The sequence below is a fragment of the Streptomyces sp. x-80 genome (genome assembly GCF_046549095.1).
GTDB lineage: Bacteria > Actinomycetota > Actinomycetes > Streptomycetales > Streptomycetaceae > Streptomyces > Streptomyces celluloflavus.
This window is the reverse complement of sequence record NZ_JAJPWM010000036.1, coordinates 29968-46127: the sequence shown is the minus strand read 5'-3', so window position 1 is coordinate 46127 and position 16160 is coordinate 29968. Positions and strand designations below refer to the sequence as shown.

Genomic DNA, 16160 nt, shown 5'->3' with positions numbered 1-16160 from the left:
TCCAAAGCCATGATCCACATCGCGTCGATCGACAACCTCGCCAAGCGCATAACGGACGAAGCCACCCCTACCTGGCGAGGGACCTACTAGGGCAGAAAGGGCAATCTGCCTAGATCAAATGCCCTCTGAGTTCGGCCAGGACACCGTGCTGAGCAGAGCGGCGGTCAAATGGGCCCACGCGAGGTAGATGATCGTGTTCATGCCCCTGCGAAGAACGATCGGGAAGCACTCCTGATGGGGAAATCCCAGGGACTTTTCAGGGACTTTCACGTCTGTCCCAGGGAGAGTTCAGGTACTTTCCGCCGTGTAATCAGGGAAGGTCCTGACAGCGCCGAAAGAAACGAACGCGCTGGTCAGGTCCCACGGCCTCAGCGCTCGATGATGCCCACCGCCAGCCTGCCCCGGGCCGTCTCCTTGTACTTGGCGTTCATGAAGCCTCTTGGTCGCGGCAGTCGCTTTCCAGCAAGTGCTTTACCTCGCTGGGCCGGAACCGCAGTTGTTGTCCAATGCGGAAGCTTGGTATGGCCTGCTTCTCGTGATTGTCGTAAACACATGAGACGGACTTCCGGAGAAAGCCGGCCAGGGTCGATACGGTCCACGTCGGTTGGTCCATAGCTGTCCACTTCCGTAGGGCGGGAGTGCGACACGATAGGGACGGATCGCGGCCACACCAAACGGCCCCCTGCAACGTCTCTTTACCTTCGTGGGCCCGTCGCGGCCGGCCTTAGCGGGGGAGACGGTCTTGGGGGCGAGGCGGCACACAGCGAAGGGTCGGCGAGTCGCGGTCCTGGTCTGTCCGCGCTTCCACGCTTCAGCGCCGGAAACCAGCACCGATCCAGTGCAACGCCACCGCCCGGACCGGAAGGGACGGCAGCGGAAGTCAGCACGAAGTCAGCACGGTTCGGCTTGGGCTCGTTCGCCGCCAACGAGCCCAAGCCGTTGACCTGTATGTTTGCCGCCGGGCCACGTGTCTGCCAAGGGCCTTCATTCCAGTTCGAGAACATCTGGCTGCGGACGATGTGCAACGTTTCCTGTGTCGTGGCCGCGCCCAATGTCCCAGCCGTACGCGACGGATCAGCTAAATCAAATCGGTTTGGTGGGGCCGGAATTCCCATCTACTGTCCACGACTGCGACCGGCGGGTGGATGCGCTGGAAGTGAACGGTAGACAACGATCTTCGTAGAAGATCGCGTTGATCTTTCGGGTCCAGGGGAGATATTTGTGCAGCGGGATGGTGTCGAGGCGCGAGTCGTTGGAGATAGTGAGCGTGCGGCCAAGGCGGAGGTAGGTCTCCTGGATGATTGGATTGAGAGGTTCCTTGTGGCCAGCCCGAGGGTGTCCGAACACGAGGCGCTTCGCGTGCGTGGAATGTTGATGAACATCAATCGTCAAGGATGAGGCGCCCCAGGATTCTGGGGCGACTCATCGCTAAGCCGCCAGCTCTGCAGTCTGCTTCTAATGGGGAGTCATACGTTCCCTCACGGGCTGAGAACTCTTGTACTTGGATCGAGGCGCTGGCCGCTTTACTGCGATGAAGTGCAGATAGTGCTTGACGATGGCGCGTCGTTGGCGGAGAGTGCCCGCTGTCCAATTCTTGAGGAGTTCGTCCGGCGAAACGGTAGGAGCTGGTATGCCCTCCGCGGCCTCAATGCTCTCCCGATGCACCGAAATCTTGCGGTTGATGGCGGCCAGCATGGTGGAGTAGTCCTCCTCGGTTAGCTCGATTTTCTGAGGCGTCCCCTCGGACCAACGGCGAATCAGGTCGCCCTTGCGTGCGAGCTCCTGGTCCAGTTGCGCCTGCCGGTCGGCGATGTTGGATGCAGACTGGTGCAGCTCGGTTTTCGCGCACTCCAGTTGGTTGCGGAGGCAGACGGTCATAGCCTCTTCGATCGCCTGGTCGGCAGTCGGTGCCGAGATGGCGGTGCCTCCGCACCCGCCTCGATCGGACGGTGGGCACACGTAGTTACGGATGATTTTGCCGGTCCTGCGCTGCGTGTAACGGTGCCCGATGAGACCACGCTGCCACTTGGTGCAACGCAGAATGCCGGAGAGGAAGTACCGGACCACCGGCGTCACACCGGCCTCGCCCGGCTTGATGCCGGCCTTCTGTCGCCGAGATTGCCATTCAAACTGGACCTGCGACCAGACCTTGGGAGCGACGATGGGTTCCCACGACCCCAGCAAAGGATGCCCCTGCTCGTCGGACAGGACCAGGCTCCAACCATCACCTGCCGTGACGGCGTTGGCGCGGTGTCTGCCTGCGTACGAGACCATGCCCGCGTAGCGCGGATTGCGGAGCATTTTCGCGACCATGGTGGCGGACCAAGTCTTCGCGGCAGGCGGATCTCGATTCCCTCAACGTTGAATGCCTTGGCGATGCTGTAGGCGGACTCGCCGGCCAGGAAGCCCTGGAAGATGCGGGTGACGACATCGGCCTCTTCAGCGACCAGCTGCCCCTTACGCTCTCCCTTGCGGATCCATCCGTGGGCGATCCGCCCTTGGGCCTCGCCGTTTTGGGCAGCCGGGAGATGTTGGCGGGCGACGCGACGCGCGGTGTCCTCGGAGGACTTCAGCGCCATCACGCACATCATGCGGGCCATGTGACGGTCGCTGTCGTTGATCAGGTGCATCCGCCCGCCGGTGGCTCCCGTGACGGGGCGTTGGACGTACTCGGCGATGTCGATGAGGTCTTCGAGGTCGCGTGGCTGACGGACGAGCCGGTCGAGGTCGTAGAAGATGACGCCGTCGATCACGCCGAGGGCGAGGTCGGCGAGCAGTTGACGGAACTCGGGTCGCAGGACGACCCAGTCGAAGGGTGCCGTCGGGCTTGGTGATCTTGCGCTTCTTGAAGGCGGAGGTGCCGTTCTCCTTGTAGACCTTGACGAACGGCCCCCAGCGGAGCCGGGCCCGGCTGTCTTCGGCGTCCTCAAGCCGGCGGTCCACGCCGGTCTCCAGTCCGAAGCGGTCGGAGGAGATGCGGAGGAAGGCACCGGGGCGCTTCGGGACGTACGAGGCCAAGTGGTCGTGGAGGTTGAGGGTGACTTGTCCGCCGCGGGTGTGGGCGGGGACCTCGAAGTCCTCCCAAGCCGTGGCGAGGGCGGTGGCTGGCACGGTGTCGGCTGCTGGTGCTCGATGGTCCCGATACCAGGCACTTTCCGTCGAACTCGCGATTGGGCGGTGCCGTGGATCCTTTGTAGAATCCGCGGTTTCGCTCATGGACACTGATCACCATGCGCATCGACTTTGATCCCGCTGACATGTCCCGCAACGAGTTCTACAAGCTGTTGACCGCGGTGGTCGTGCCGCGCCCCATCGCCTGGGTATCGACCATCGGTCCGGACGGAGTCGCGAACCTGGCCCCGCACTCGTTCTTCACCATCGCCAGCGTGGCGCCGCCCGTGGTGCAGTTCACCTCTGTCGGCCGCAAGGACTCGTTGCGGAACGTCGAGGCCACCGGGGAGTTCGTGGTGAACCTCGCGCCGGAGGAGATGTTCGAGCAGATCAACGAATCCGCCGTCGATTTTCCGCACGGGACGAGCGAGTTCGAGGCGTCCGGGATCGCCGCCGAGCCGAGCCTGCGGGTCGGGCCGCCGCGGGTCGCGGCCTCGCCCGTGGCGCTGGAGTGCGAGGCGTACAGCACGCTCGGGATCGGTGACTCGACGGTCGTGTTCGGGCGGGTGGTGCACGCGGCCGTGTCGCAGGACGTGCTGGTGGACGGGCACCCCGAGATCACCCGGCTGCGGCCCCTGTCGCGGCTCGGCAAGAACGAGTGGGGCACGCTCGGCGAGGTACGGGAGCTGGCGCGGATCCGGCACGCGGACTGGCAGGGCCCCGCCGGCGCCCGGTGAGCGGGAGGAGCGGGGCCGGCCGGTTGTTCCGATCGGCTTCGCCCGGAGGTCGCTTCCGGCTCATCGCGGTATCCGGGACTCTGGGAGGACGGGCGCCGGCGGTCGCCGGCGCCCGCCGGGTACCGGATCCCTGGAGTCGCCGTGATCGCTCTCGCCCTCGCTCCCGCACCGGAAGATCACCCCGATTCCGCTCCGGCGGCGCCGGTCAGCCGGCGGTCCGCGCTACGGGCGGCGGCCGCCACTGCGGTGGCCGCCACTGCGGTGGCCGCGCCGGTGGCGGCGTACGGAGCCGGGCCCGCGTACGCCGCCGGCCGCGGGCGGGGGCTGCGGGTGATGACCTTCAACCTGCGGTACGCGGCGGACACCCCGCCGCACTCCTGGGCCGAGCGCCGCCCCGTGATGCGGGCGCTGCTGCGCCGCGAGGCCCCGCACCTGCTCGGGACGCAGGAGGGGCTGTACGGACAGCTGCGCGATATCGCGGCGGATCTCGGCCCGCGGTACGACTGGGTGGGGACGGGGCGGGGCGGCGGGAGCCGGGATGAGTTCGTGGCGCTCTTCTATGACGTACACCGACTCGTACCGGTCGAGTACGACCACTTCTGGCTGTCCGGTACACCACGCCTGATCGGGTCGGCCACCTGGGGAAACACCGTCATCCGGATGGTGACCTGGGTCCGCTTCCGGGACCTGCGCGCGGGCGGCGAGTGCTACGCCCTGAACACCCACCTCGACCACGCCCACCAGTACGCGCGCGAACGGTCCGCCGCGCTGATCACCGAACGGCTGGCCGCCCTGGATCCCGCCCTGCCCCGGATCGTCACCGGGGACTTCAACGTCGCGGCGCACCACAACCCCGTCTACGACGCGATGCTCGGCGGCGGGACCCTCGTGGACAGCTGGGACACGGCCGAGCGGCGCAGCGCGCAGTACGGCACCTTTCATGGCTACCGGCCCCTGGTTCCGGACGGCGACCGGGTCGACTGGATCCTGACCTCACCGGGGGTGCGGACCCGCCGCGCCACCATCAACACCTTCGCCGAGCACGGCCGGTTCCCGAGCGATCACCTGCCGGTGCAGGCGCTGCTCGACCGGTGACCCGCGGGGCCGGGCGAGCGGGTCACGGGCGGGTGGCGGTGGAGCCGCGGACATGCAGGCCGTCGAGGAGTTCCCGGGTCGCGGCCGCCACGTCGTCCACGGCGTGGTCGAACACCTCGCGGTTGTGGGCGGCCGGCATCCGGAATCCGGAGACCTTGCGCACGTACTGCACGGCCGCGGCCCGGATGTCCTCCTCGGTGACCTCGGGCGTGACGGGCGGACGGAGGGTCTTGATGCTTCGGCACATGCCTACAGTCTCCCTCCCGGCGGCCGGACGCGGGGGCGCCGGGCCCGGGTGCGGCGCGGCCGCGCCCGTGGGCGGCGGCGGCGCGGTTCAGCCCAGCCCGGTGACCCGCATCGTGATGTTGAGACGGCCGCCGGCCAGGCCGCACGCGGGGTCGCCGCTGCCCGGCCGGACCTTGGGCACCCCGTGGTACGCGAACCGGGACGGCCCGCCGAAGACGAACAGGTCACCGGAGGCCAGCTCGATGTCGGTGTACGGCTTGGTACGCGTCCGCGTGTTGCCGAACCGGAAGATACAGGTGTCGCCGATGCTCAGGGAGACCACCGGCGCGTCGGACCGCTCCTCCTTGTCCTGGTGCATGCCGAGCCTGGCCTGGCCGTCGTAGAAGTTGATCAGCGCGGTGTCCGGCGTGTAGCGGTCACCCGCTGCCGCGTCCTCGTACGCCTCGGCCACCGCGCGGCGGCCCAAGCCGACCATCCAGTCAGGGAACGCGGCGACCCGGGCGCCGTTCACATCGTCGGCGGTGCGGGTGTACGCGTACGGCTGCCAGTGCCAGCCGATGCACACCGTCTGGACGGACATCGTGCCGCCGCGGGGGAGTCTGGTGTGCCGGATCGGAACCGGGCCGCGCGCCCAGCCGCGGCAGGCGGCGACGAGTTCGCGCTGCTGCGCCAGGGTCAGCCAGCCGGGGACGTGGACGGCGCCGGGAGCCGGCTGCCGACGGCCCGGGGCGTGGCCGACGGCCGCCGGGTCGGCATGGCCGCCGGTGCCCGCGCCGGAACTATCGCGGGGGCCCTCGCCGGGGGGTGCGGAACCCATGGATCCCCCGAAGTCCTCGAAACCGGGGAGTGGTGTGCTCATACGTGACTCACCCGCTTCGTCTTTCTCGTCCGTCGCTCTCGTCCGTCGCTCTCGTCCCGTTCTGCCGGGTACCGGTCCGCCGCGTCACGTTCGCTCGCGTCCCGCTGCTCATCTCAGCGTGCCACGCGGGCGGCGGTCCGGGCCAAGACGCCCGAGGGGCGGTGGCCGCCGGGTGCCGGGCGGCCGCTCAGCCGAGGGTGGGTTGCAGGGCGCCCTCGTGCGTCAGCAGCGTGATCTTGCGCTCGACGCCCGCCGCGTAGCCGCGCATCGTGCCGTCGGCGCCGATCACGCGATGGCAGGGGCGCAGGATCGGCAGGGGATTCGCCCCGATCGCGGCGCCCAGGGCGCGCACCTCACCACGGGGCACGCCGAGGGTGTCGGCGAGCTCGCCGTAGGTGGTCGTGGTGCCGTACGGGATCGCCTCCAGGCCCTGCCAGACGCGCTCCTGGAACTCCGTACCGGTGGTGCGGAAGGTGAGGGTGAAGCGGGTCAGCTCGCCCGCGAAATAGGCGTCGAGCTGCCGGACCGCCTCGGCGAAGAGGCCGGGGGAGTGCCGCCGGCCCATCCGTACGGGGGCGGCGCCGCGCTGCTCGGGCATGGTGAGGGCGGTCAGGACGAGGCCGCCCGGTGCGGTCGCCGATTCCTCGCCGACCAGCAGCAGCTCGCCCACGGGGCTGTCGACGGTCGCGGTCATGATCGTCGTGCCGGTGCGGGTGGTGCCGGTGCGAGTGGCACCGGCAGTGGTCGTAGTTGTAGTCGTAGTCATCGTCGTGGTCGGGTGGTGGGTCATGGTGCGTCCTTGTGCGCGGCGGCCCGGTCGTGGTCCGCGCTGCCGCGGTCGGTTGCCTGGTGGTCGGCTCCGGCGGTCGCCTGGGCTCTCTTCGAGTCTGCGGGCCCGGGGGCGGCCCGGCTGGCGGAAATCGGACGTCACGGTGGGCGGTCGGCCGGTCCGTCGGGGGAAGCCACGGTGCGCCACCGGACGCCACGGTGCGGCGCGCCGAGAGCGCGCCGCACCGCCGTACGGGCTTCGTGCGGAACCGGTGCCAACGGCAGACCGAACCGCTGCTACTTCAGATCGACCTGGAACACCTTGTCGGAGCCGGGCCCGGCCTTGCCGTTGTTGTCGGCGTTGGTGGTGGTCAGCCACAGGGAGTTCGTACCGGGCACGGCCTCGACCGTGCGCAGCCGTCCGTAGTCGCCGGTGTAGTACGCCTTGGGGGTGCCGGCGGTGGTGCCGTCGACCGGGATGCGCCACAGACGCTGGCCGCGCAGCGCCGCCATGTAGACCGCTCCGTCGGCGTAGGCGACCGCGCTGGGCGACGCCTCACTGACCGGCCACTGCTGCTTGGGGTTGGTCATCCCGGCGACGGAACAGGTGCCTTCGCAGGTGGGCCAGCCGTAGTTCTTCCCGGGCTCGATGAGGTTCAGCTCGTCGTACTTGGCATCGCCGAACTCCGCCTCCCACAGGCGGCCTTGGGCATCCCAGGTGATGCCCTGCGGATTGCGGTGGCCGTAGGAGTAGAGCAGCGTGCCGAAGGGGTTGCCGGGGGCCGGTTTGCCGTCGGTGGTCATACGCAGGATCTTGCCGTTGAGCGACGACTTGTCCTGGGCCAGCTTTCCGTCCTGGGCCTCGCCCGTAGTGGCGTAGAGGTAGCCGTCGGGGCCGAACTTGAGGCGTCCGCCGTCGTGGTACTTGTTCTTCTTGATGCCGTCGACGAGCACCTTGTAGCCGCTGAGCTTGCCGCCGTTGAAGGTCATCCGCGCGATGCGGTTGCCTTCCGACGCGGTGTGCATCAGGTAGACGTAGTGGTCGGTCTTCCAGGACGGCGATACGGCGATGCTCAGCAGACCGCCCTCGCCGCCCGTGGTGACGACGTCGGGTACCTTGCCGATCTCCTTCTTCGTGCCGTCCTGGGCGAGGGTGAAGACCTTGAACGTATCGCGCTCGGTGATCAGGGCCGAGCCGTCGGGCAGCCAGCTCAGGCCCCACGGGATGGACCAGCCCGACGAGATGGTCCTGATCGAGCCGGGTACCGAGGTGAGGCCGGGTGCCGCGGAGCCGGCGGCCGCACGGTCCGTCGCTGCGGCGGCGCCTCCGGTGGCGCTGTTCGTCTTGCTCGTGGTGGCACGGTGCGGGGCGGTGGCGGCGCCGCCCGTGCCGGCCGCGGCGATGAGCAGGCCGGTGGCCAGGGCGGCGGCGGTCACCGCGGTGAGGGAGGCGTGCCGGGCTGTGGTGGTGCGCATGCGCATGGGGGGTCCTCCGGTCAGGCAGATGTGACGGGGTGTTCCCTCGGGGGCGGGCATCAGCGGCGCCAGGCTGATAGGAAAGTTTCCTAATGGTCCGGCCCGGAAACTACTGCGCCCATGGGCAGGGGTCAAGGGACGGGAAGGTAGGACGTATCTCCCCGCGCGTCGGGGCGAGTTGGCCTCCGAAGATCTTCGGTCCGGGTGTGTGTCGTGGCAGATGCTGCTGAAGTGCGGGGTGAACAGGCGGATTGCCATTGTGGGGAGTTCGCCGCAGAGGTGTGATCGCTCCATAGGTCGGATCATTTTTGTCCCGCCCCATTGACCGCGCCCCCCAAGCTCGGGATTCTGCAAAGCAACACCGTGCAACGCACGGCAACGCTACGACAACGCACCGCCACGCAACATGGTCGGCGATCCGCCGGCGGCCGGCGCCCCCGGGCCGTCGGCGGACCGGGCCGACGTCCGCGAAAGCGGAACGCGCTCCCTCCGCGGACCGGGCGGCGTCGGCCGTCCCGGTCCGCCGTTCCCCGCCACCGGGCGGGCGACGACCCTCGGACGGGCGCGGGGCGTGCGACCGCGACCGACCCCCACACGAAAGGCTGGACCCCACATGAACGACGCCATGGAGCAGCCCCCGCGGAACTCGCAGCCGTCGCACACCCCCGGCCCGGCCGCGCCGCACGGTGAGCAGACCGCCTGGCAGGCCCCGGACTACACGGTCGTCGAGACCGCGCTCGAAGTCACCGCCTACTCCCTGAACGCCCGCTGACCGCCCCGCCATGCTGTTGCGGGTGCTCGGCACCGCGGCGGGTGGCGGCCTGCCCCAGTGGAACTGCGCGTGCCCCGGGTGTGCCGGGGCACGCGCCCATCCCGACCGGCGCCGCCGCCACGCCTCGCTCGCCGTACGAGCCGACGACGACCACTGGTATCTGATCAACGCCACCCCCGATATCGCCGACCAGATCGAGAGCACGGCCGCCCTGCACCCGGGCCCCGCCGCGCGCCGGACCCCGGTGACGGGCGTGGTCCTCACCGACGCCGAACTCGACCACACCCTCGGCATCGCACGGCTCCGCGAGGCCGACCGCATCGAGGTCCTCGCCACCGGCCGGGTCCGCGCCGCGCTGTGCGAACAAGCGCACCTGGACGCCGTCCTCACGCCGTATGCGGACCTCGTATGGCGGGAGCTGGACGCGCGGCCCGTTCCGCTGAGCGAGGGGTCCGACGTCGAGATCAGCGCCGTCCCCGTCTCCGCCAAACGCCCCCGCTACGCGGCCGCGGCCCCCGATCCGGCCGGACCCGGACCCGCACCCGACGCCGGCCCCGAACCGTGGGTCGTCGCCCTGCGGCTGCACGACCGCCGCACCGGCGGCACCGCCGTCTACGCGCCCGCGCTCGCCGCCTGGTCCGACGCGTTCCAGGACGCGCTGGCCGACGCCGACTGCGTCCTGGTCGACGGCACGTTCTGGGACGACGACGAACCACGCCGCAGCGGATTCTCCACCCGGACCGCGACCGGTATGGGCCATCTGCCCATCGACGGGCCGGCCGGCACCGCCCGCCGGCTCGCCCCGCTCGCCGCCCGCTGCCTCTACACCCACCTCAACAACACCAACCCCCTCGTGGACCCCGGAGCGCCGCAGCACGAGCGGCTGGCGGAACAGGGACTCGCGGTGGCCGCCGAAGGCATGGAGATCGCCCTATGAGCACGCCCTTCGAGGAGCGGCTGCGGACCGTGGCACGCGACAGCTACCACGACCGGCACCCCTTCAACCTCCGTATGCACGCGGGGGAGCTGACGCCGGAGGAGCTGCGCCGCTGGATCCGCAACCGGTTCCACTACCAGCGCTGCATCCCCGTCAAGGACGCCCTGATCACCGCGAAGCTGGGCACGCCGGAGCTGCGCCGGATGTGGCTGCGCCGGATCCAGGACCACGACGGGCAGCGGGAGGGCGAGGGCGGCATCGAGCGCTGGCTGCGGCTCGGCGAGGCGGCCGGACTCGACCGGGCACTGCTCCTGGACGAGGCGGGCGTGCTGCCGGGCGTACGGCTCGCCGTCGACGGCTATGTCAACTTCTGCCGGCTGCGCTCCCCGCTGGAGGCGGTCGCCGCCTCGCTCACCGAGCTGTCCGCCCCGGACATCATGCGCACCCGGATCGACGCCTTCGAACGGCACTACGGCTGGATCGACGCCGAAGGGCTCGCCTACTTCCGGGGCCGGCAGGCCCAGGGGCGGCGGGACAGCAAGGAAGCGCTGGCCCTCGTCCTGGACTGGGCGCGCACCGACACCGAACAGGACCTCGCGGTCGCCGCGCTGACCTTCAAATGCCAGGTGCTCTGGTCGCTGCTGGACGCCGTCGAGCGCGGGGAGCGGCCATGACGCGGTGGTGCCCCGCCCTGGCCCCCGCCGTCCAGCTGCGCCACGACCGGGTGCGTGACACCGATCTGCTGCTCCTGCCGGAGCGGGTCGTCGTCCTCGAAGGGAGCGCGGGCGCCGTGCTGCGGCTGTGCGACGGGGTGCGCGCCGTGCCGGACATCGTGGCGGAGCTGGCCCTGCGGTACCCGGATGCTCCGGTGGCGGCCCAGGTGCCGGCGTTCCTCGGCCGGATACGCGCCGAAGGCTGGCTGCGATGACCGCGCCCGGGGAGCACCCGCCGACGCGGCCGGAGCCCGTGCCGAGCCCCGCCGCACCCCCTGAGGTGCCCTTGCCGCCCCGCCCCTGGGCCCTGCTCGCCGAACTCACCCACGGCTGCCCGCTGCACTGCCCCTACTGCTCCAATCCACTCGAACTCACCCGAAGATCAGCCGAGCTGACGACGGAGCAGTGGACGGACGCACTGCGCCAGGCCGCCGCTCTCGGCGTGGTCAGCGCCCATCTCTCCGGCGGGGAACCACTGTTGCGGACCGATCTGGCGGAGATCGTCGCGGCGGCCGACGGCGCCGGTATCCACACCCAGCTCGTCACCAGCGGCGTCGGCCTCGGCCGCGACCGCCTCGGCCGCCTCGCCGACGCCGGACTGCGCAGCGTGCAGCTGTCCGTCCAGCACGCCGACCCGGGCGCCAACGACCGGATCGCCGGGCGCCGCTCCTTCACCGCCAAGGAACGGGCCGCCGCCCTGGTCCGGGACTCCGGGCTGCCGCTCGGCCTCAACGTCGTCCTGCACCGCCACAACCTCGACGCGCTGGACGAGCTGATCGATCTCGCGACGGCCTGGGGCGCGGACCGTATCGAACTCGCCAACACCCAGTTCTACGGCTGGGCGCTGCGCAACCGCGCCGAACTGCTGCCCTCTCGCGAGCAGCTTGCCCGCGCGGAGCGGACCGTGCGGCGCCGGCGCGCCGAGCTCGCCGGACGGCCCGAGCTGGTCTGGGTCGTCCCCGACTACTTCGACGGCAACGCCAAGCCCTGTATGGGCGGTTGGGGAGCCGTCTCGCTCACCATCACCCCCGACGGAACGACGCTGCCCTGTCCGGCCGCCGCCGTGCTCCCCGGACTCGACGCCCCGAACGTCCGGGACCGGCCGCTGGCCTGGATCTGGGATCACTCCCCGGCCTTCACCCGCTACCGGGGCACGGAGTGGATGCGCGAACCGTGCCGCGGCTGCGCGCTGCGTGAGCAGGACTTCGGCGGCTGCCGCTGCCAGGCGTACGCGCTCACCGGCGACGCCGCGGCGACCGACCCGGCCTGCCGGCTGTCCCCGGACCACGCCCTCGTGCGCGACCTCGTGGCCGCCCCGCCCGAAGGGGCACCCGCGGGCCTGGGCCTGCCGCGCAAGCCCGCCCGGCGCACCCGCGGGGCCCCGACGGCCCCCGAAGGAGCGGTATGAACGCCGGATTCCGCGGAGCGCTGACCGCCGCGCTCCTCGCCTGCGCCGCCCTCGTGCTCCCCGGCCCGCCCGCCGCGGCGGCACGTCCGGAGCCGGGCACCCCCTCGCGGCAGGCGGCAACCGCCCGGCCGGGCGCGGCCACCGACTGGTCCGTGGCGCTGACCGACTCGACCCTCGCCCGCTACACGCCGGAGACGATCGGCGGCTGGTCCTACCCGGTCGGCCTCTACCTCTACGGCCAGTACCTCGTCTACCTGCGCACCCATCAGCAGCGCTATCTCGACTACCTCAAGGAGTACGTGGACCGGTTCGTCGACAGCGCCGGCAACATCGGCCAGAGCTTCAACAGCCTGGACAGCATGCAGGCCGGTCGGCTGCTGGTCATCCTGCACCACGAGACCGGCGCGGACCGCTACCGGATCGCCGCACACAAGATCCGCAAGCGCCTGGACAGCTATCCGCGCACCGCCGACGGCGGCTTCTGGCACGCCACCACGAGCAGCAGGGCACACCAGCTCTGGGGCGACGGGGTCTACATGGTCACCCCCTTCCTCGTCGAATACGGCAGGGAATTCGGCGACGCGCCCTCCGCCGATGACGAGGCGGCCCGCCAGCTCGACGTCTACGGGACGCATTTGCAGAGCCCGAACGGACTGCTGCGGCACGCCTACGACGAGTCCGGGACCGCCGGCTGGGCCGACCCGAAGACCGGACAGGCGCCCGAACAGTGGTGCCGTGCCGTCGGCTGGTACGCCATGGCCGATGTCGAGGTGCTCGACGCGCTGCCCGCCGGCCATCCGCGCCGCGCCCGGCTCACCGGCATCCTGCGCAAGCTCGCGGCGGGCCTGGAGCGCACCCAGGACCCGGCGGGCGGCCGCTGGTTCCAGGTCATGGACAAGGGGGACCGCCCCGGCAACTGGACCGAGACCTCCTGTACGAGCATGTTCGCCTTCGCGCTCTCCCGTGGGGCGCAGCAGGGCTATCTGGACCCGCACTACGCGAAGGTCGCCCAGCGGGCGTACACGGGTGTGCTGCACAGCGTCTCGCTCGGCGCCGACGGGCGCACCGACCTCACCGGTATCACCGTCGGCACCAATGTCGGCGACTACGCCTACTACATCGACCGCTCCCGGGCCACCAACGACTTCCACGGTCTGGGCGCCTTCCTGATCATGTCGGAACAACTGCGGGCGAGGTGACGCACATGAGACGAGGGACGGCCCTCGCGGCTCCGCGTACCAAAGCGGCCACGGTGCTCCTGGCCGTACTGGCCCTGCTGTTCGGCGCGCTCGCGCTGCCCGGCACGGCACACGCCGATCTCCAGCACCCGCGCCAGGAGTTTCTGCGCGGCTCGGTCTCCGGGCTCTTCCTCCACTGGGGGGAGCGGACCGCGCCGCAGCACACCAGTTGTGCCGGCTGGGAGAAGGACGTCACCGACGGCGGATGGAATCCGGACTACTGGGTGCGGGAGGCCGGCAAGCTGCACGCTCAGTACCTGGTGCTGGCGACCTTCCACAGCCGGCTCGGCTACGCCAGGCCCTGGCCGTCGGACATCCCGGGGAGCTGCCACACCCGACGGGACTTCCTCGGCGAGCTGATCACGGCGGCCGGTGCCCGCGGTCTGAAGGTCATGCTCTATATGACCGACGACCCGCAGTGGCACGACCAGGGCGGCCATGAATGGCTGGACTCGGCCGGCTACTCCCGCCACAAGGGCCGCGACATCGACCTCACCACCCGGGAGGGCTTCGGCGAGTTCTCCTACGACAACTTCTTCGAGGTCATGGACCGCTACCCCCGGCTGGGCGGTTTCTGGATCGACAACGACAACGACTACTGGCTGACGCACCACCTCTACGAGCAGATCTACAGCAAGCGCCCGGACTACACCCTCAGCAACAACAACGAGGACACGCCGATCATGGACATGATCAGCAATGAGCAGAAGACCGGAATGTCCCCGTCCTACGACTATCCGCAGGCCATCTACACCGCCGCACCCCGGCTGACCGAGGCGGACTTCAAACTCCCCGCCACCGGCGCCTGGTGGTACGACGGATCCGACCCGGACGTCGACCGCAAGCTCACCCTGGGCCGCCTGGTCACCAACGCCGGTTCCTCGATCAAGGCCCTGATGGCGGAGACCGCGCAGGTCAACGGCCGTTTCCCGGCCAAACAGGAAGCCTTCAACACCTTCGCCGACGGCTATCTCGACACCATCTGGGAGTCCCTGCACGGCACCGAAGGCGGCGGCTACCTCCACGGCGGCCTCGCACCCGGCTTCTGGAACGACGGCGCGCACGGCGTCACCACCGTCAGCGCCACCGACCCCGACCGCCACTACGTCCACGTCATCACCCCGCCGTCGACGCCCACCCTCCGGCTGCGCGACAACGGATACCGGGTGGCCGAAGTGACCAACCTGCGGACCGGCGCGCGGATCCCCTTCACCCAGTCCGGCGGCCACCTCACCCTGACCGGCCTCGGCGACTGGGATCCGTACGACACCGTCTTCAAGGTCGGCACCGCGGGACGCCAGGGCATCCTGCCCGCCTCCTCGTACACGATGAGCGCCGGGGCCGCGGCGAGCGGACACCCCGCCGCGGCGGCCGCGGACGGCGACTACCTGACGTACTGGGACAACGACCGCACCCTGCCGGTCTCCCTGGACTATGACCTCGGCGCCGCCCGGAAGGTGCGCTACCTCGGCCTCAACCAGCGGGAGGACTCGGTCAGTTACGCGCGCTCGGACACCGAACAGTCCGCGCGGATCAAGGACTACCGGGTGTACGTCAGCCAGGACGGCAGACACTGGGGGAGCCCCGTGGCGAGCGGCACCCTCCCGAGCCGGCGCGGCGTCTCCTTCATCGACCTTCCCGCGACCACCACCCGCCACCTGCGACTGGAAGTCCTCAGCACCCACGCGGCCGCCACCGACACCAAGCGCTACCGGCGGCTGCGCATCGACGAGAGCTGGCTCGGGACTGCCTACGCGACCCCGGCGGCACCCCGGGCGGCGGCATCGGCAACACCGGCACCGGCCCGGGTACCGACACCGATTGCGGCCCCGGGCGGCCGGGCGGGCCGTCCGGCATCCTGATCCGACGCTGCCGCCGCGGACGGGGGCTTCCGCGACGGCAGCCGACCGGGCGGGCCGTGACGGCCCGCCCGGGGCGTGTGCTCAGGGGTGGTAGCGCTCCGCGATCTCGGTGGCGACACCGTCCCGGACCGTCACCCGGACCCGTATGGCGCTCATCTTGGACGCCTTCTCCAACTGGGCCTCGGTGCACGGTGAGGTGCCGTAGCCGTGGCTGTCCACGGTGACGTTGCCGTTGGCGGCGCAGATCCCGGCGGCGCCCAGGGTCCTGGTCTGTGGCCCGACGAAGAACGCCTGCTCGGTGCCGGACGCCGGAGTGACCGTCAGCTTGCCCGGTGCCAGGTACGAGAGGACGCCTTCCCAGGTGCCGCGCACGCCCTTGCCCCGGGACGCGGACCCGCCACCGTTCGCGGACCCCGTCCCCGCACCGGATCCGCTCGCCTCGGTGTGCCGCGCACCACTGCCGCCACCTGTGGCGCCCGCACTGCCCCCGTGGCCCTGCCCTCCCTCCGACGACTTGCCGCCGCCGTCGGACCCGTTCTTGGCGGGTGTGGCCGGAGCTTCGTCGGACGGCGCCCGACCAGGAGTGCCGGGGCTGGACGCATCCGGGCTCGCCTTGAGGCCGTCCTGACCGTTCTGGCAGGCGGTCAGCGACAGTGCGGCGGCGGCGATCAGCGAAGCGGCGGCGATCCGGCGCCCCCGCCGGACCGCCGAGCGGGCGGTGGTGGTGCCGACGGCGGTATCAGTGGTGGCGGCGTTCTTCCAGGACATGGGATCCCCCTTGCACGCAGGCGACTGCATGACGGTTCGGTGGCTTTCGGAGACCCGGTGTCTTTCCGGCCATCTCCGTGCGCTGTACATGCATCAGTCTGGGCGGAGCCACTGTTGATCCACTAACGCCCGGCCGATCGCTTCCCTAACGTCCGGCTAACGCAGCCGCC

Annotated in this window: 14 protein-coding genes and 3 pseudogenes; 10 read left to right on the top strand and 7 right to left on the bottom strand. The window is 70.4% G+C overall.

Features of this window, described 5'->3' with window-relative positions:
- Window positions 1-90 (top strand): annotated as a pseudogene (locus ACLJWH_RS39570) (IS5/IS1182 family transposase); the annotation flags it as partial.
- A 1365-nt stretch (window positions 91-1455) separates the two neighbouring features.
- On the opposite strand, the pseudogene ACLJWH_RS39565 reads toward ACLJWH_RS39570, so the two are convergent.
- Together ACLJWH_RS39565 and ACLJWH_RS39560 are read right to left on the bottom strand one after the other, a co-directional pair.
- Window positions 1456-2328: pseudogene (locus ACLJWH_RS39565) on the bottom strand (recombinase family protein); the annotation flags it as partial.
- 236 nt (window positions 2329-2564) lie between these two features.
- Window positions 2565-2753: pseudogene (locus tag ACLJWH_RS39560) on the bottom strand (recombinase family protein); the annotation flags it as partial.
- A 477-nt stretch (window positions 2754-3230) separates the two neighbouring features.
- Between ACLJWH_RS39560 and ACLJWH_RS39555 the strand changes: the two are divergent.
- Window positions 3231-3848, top strand: a complete 618-nt coding sequence (locus ACLJWH_RS39555; RefSeq protein WP_411146660.1) for a flavin reductase family protein — start codon at window positions 3231-3233, stop codon at window positions 3846-3848.
- Window positions 3849-3992: 144 nt separating this feature from the next.
- Window positions 3993-4943: an endonuclease/exonuclease/phosphatase family protein gene (locus ACLJWH_RS39550; RefSeq protein WP_411146663.1), complete on the top strand. Its 951-nt coding sequence runs from the start codon at window positions 3993-3995 to the stop codon at window positions 4941-4943.
- 22 nt (window positions 4944-4965) lie between these two features.
- Here the strand turns inward: ACLJWH_RS39550 and ACLJWH_RS39545 are convergent, their stop codons facing one another.
- The 4 genes from ACLJWH_RS39545 to ACLJWH_RS39530 all read right to left on the bottom strand — a co-directional run bounded on the left by ACLJWH_RS39545 (window position 4966) and on the right by ACLJWH_RS39530 (window position 8292).
- Complete coding sequence (locus tag ACLJWH_RS39545) at window positions 4966-5190, bottom strand: DUF2277 domain-containing protein (protein ID WP_411146659.1); 225 nt, start codon at window positions 5188-5190, stop codon at window positions 4966-4968.
- 87 nt (window positions 5191-5277) lie between these two features.
- Entirely contained in the window at window positions 5278-6048 is a 771-nt protein-coding gene (locus tag ACLJWH_RS39540; RefSeq protein ID WP_411146658.1) for an alpha-ketoglutarate-dependent dioxygenase AlkB family protein, read from the bottom strand.
- 187 nt (window positions 6049-6235) lie between these two features.
- A complete protein-coding gene (locus tag ACLJWH_RS39535; protein WP_411146662.1) occupies window positions 6236-6814 on the bottom strand; it encodes a methylated-DNA--[protein]-cysteine S-methyltransferase in 579 nt (192 codons plus the stop codon).
- A gap of 299 nt (window positions 6815-7113) precedes the next feature.
- Window positions 7114-8292 (bottom strand): PQQ-dependent sugar dehydrogenase, encoded by a 1179-nt coding sequence (locus tag ACLJWH_RS39530; protein WP_411146657.1) that lies wholly within the window; start codon window positions 8290-8292, stop codon window positions 7114-7116.
- A gap of 613 nt (window positions 8293-8905) precedes the next feature.
- Between ACLJWH_RS39530 and pqqA the strand changes: the two genes are divergently transcribed.
- The 7 genes from pqqA to ACLJWH_RS39495 are packed head-to-tail and all read left to right on the top strand — an operon-like array spanning window position 8906 to window position 15222.
- A complete protein-coding gene (gene pqqA / locus ACLJWH_RS39525) occupies window positions 8906-9064 on the top strand; it encodes a pyrroloquinoline quinone precursor peptide PqqA (RefSeq protein ID WP_411146656.1) in 159 nt (52 codons plus the stop codon).
- 10 nt (window positions 9065-9074) lie between these two features.
- A complete protein-coding gene (pqqB, locus tag ACLJWH_RS39520) occupies window positions 9075-10001 on the top strand; it encodes a pyrroloquinoline quinone biosynthesis protein PqqB (RefSeq protein ID WP_411146655.1) in 927 nt (308 codons plus the stop codon).
- Entirely contained in the window at window positions 9998-10675 is a 678-nt protein-coding gene (pqqC, locus tag ACLJWH_RS39515; protein WP_411146654.1) for a pyrroloquinoline-quinone synthase PqqC, read from the top strand. Before pqqB ends, pqqC begins: the two co-directional genes overlap by 4 nt.
- Window positions 10672-10929 carry a pyrroloquinoline quinone biosynthesis peptide chaperone PqqD gene (gene pqqD / locus ACLJWH_RS39510; RefSeq protein WP_411146653.1) on the top strand — a complete coding sequence of 86 codons (258 nt, stop codon included), beginning with the start codon at window positions 10672-10674 and terminating at the stop codon, window positions 10927-10929. Before pqqC ends, pqqD begins: the two co-directional genes overlap by 4 nt.
- Window positions 10926-12122, top strand: coding sequence for a pyrroloquinoline quinone biosynthesis protein PqqE (pqqE, locus tag ACLJWH_RS39505; RefSeq protein WP_411146652.1), 1197 nt, complete (start codon window positions 10926-10928; stop codon window positions 12120-12122). The genes pqqD and pqqE overlap by 4 nt, the downstream gene beginning before the upstream one ends.
- On the top strand, window positions 12119-13321 hold the full coding sequence (locus tag ACLJWH_RS39500; protein WP_411146651.1) for a glycoside hydrolase family 105 protein: 1203 nt from the start codon (window positions 12119-12121) through the stop codon (window positions 13319-13321). Before pqqE ends, ACLJWH_RS39500 begins: the two co-directional genes overlap by 4 nt.
- Window positions 13322-13326: 5 nt before the next feature.
- The gene (locus tag ACLJWH_RS39495; protein ID WP_411146650.1) at window positions 13327-15222 is read left to right on the top strand and encodes a discoidin domain-containing protein; all 1896 of its coding nucleotides are present in this window, start codon (window positions 13327-13329) and stop codon (window positions 15220-15222) included.
- Window positions 15223-15303: 81 nt separating this feature from the next.
- Here ACLJWH_RS39495 and ACLJWH_RS39490 read toward each other — a convergent pair whose 3' ends face one another.
- Window positions 15304-15990, bottom strand: coding sequence for a hypothetical protein (locus tag ACLJWH_RS39490; protein ID WP_411146649.1), 687 nt, complete (start codon window positions 15988-15990; stop codon window positions 15304-15306).
- Window positions 15991-16160: the final 170 nt, after the last annotated feature.

What these genes read in the sequence shown, in the direction of transcription:
- ACLJWH_RS39545 (WP_411146659.1), bottom strand. Translation starts at nt 5,190, where the DNA reads ATGTGCCGAAGCATCAAGACCCTCCGTCCGCCCGTCACGCCCGAGGTC.
- pqqB (WP_411146655.1), top strand. Translation starts at nt 9,075, where the DNA reads ATGCTGTTGCGGGTGCTCGGCACCGCGGCGGGTGGCGGCCTGCCCCAG.
- pqqE (WP_411146652.1), top strand. Translation starts at nt 10,926, where the DNA reads ATGACCGCGCCCGGGGAGCACCCGCCGACGCGGCCGGAGCCCGTGCCG.
- pqqC (WP_411146654.1), top strand. Translation starts at nt 9,998, where the DNA reads ATGAGCACGCCCTTCGAGGAGCGGCTGCGGACCGTGGCACGCGACAGC.
- ACLJWH_RS39535 (WP_411146662.1), bottom strand. Translation starts at nt 6,814, where the DNA reads ATGACTACGACTACAACTACGACCACTGCCGGTGCCACTCGCACCGGC.
- pqqD (WP_411146653.1), top strand. Translation starts at nt 10,672, where the DNA reads ATGACGCGGTGGTGCCCCGCCCTGGCCCCCGCCGTCCAGCTGCGCCAC.
- ACLJWH_RS39540 (WP_411146658.1), bottom strand. Translation starts at nt 6,048, where the DNA reads ATGAGCACACCACTCCCCGGTTTCGAGGACTTCGGGGGATCCATGGGT.
- ACLJWH_RS39500 (WP_411146651.1), top strand. Translation starts at nt 12,119, where the DNA reads ATGAACGCCGGATTCCGCGGAGCGCTGACCGCCGCGCTCCTCGCCTGC.
- ACLJWH_RS39495 (WP_411146650.1), top strand. Translation starts at nt 13,327, where the DNA reads ATGAGACGAGGGACGGCCCTCGCGGCTCCGCGTACCAAAGCGGCCACG.
- ACLJWH_RS39555 (WP_411146660.1), top strand. Translation starts at nt 3,231, where the DNA reads ATGCGCATCGACTTTGATCCCGCTGACATGTCCCGCAACGAGTTCTAC.
- ACLJWH_RS39490 (WP_411146649.1), bottom strand. Translation starts at nt 15,990, where the DNA reads ATGTCCTGGAAGAACGCCGCCACCACTGATACCGCCGTCGGCACCACC.
- pqqA (WP_411146656.1), top strand. Translation starts at nt 8,906, where the DNA reads ATGAACGACGCCATGGAGCAGCCCCCGCGGAACTCGCAGCCGTCGCAC.
- ACLJWH_RS39530 (WP_411146657.1), bottom strand. Translation starts at nt 8,292, where the DNA reads ATGCGCACCACCACAGCCCGGCACGCCTCCCTCACCGCGGTGACCGCC.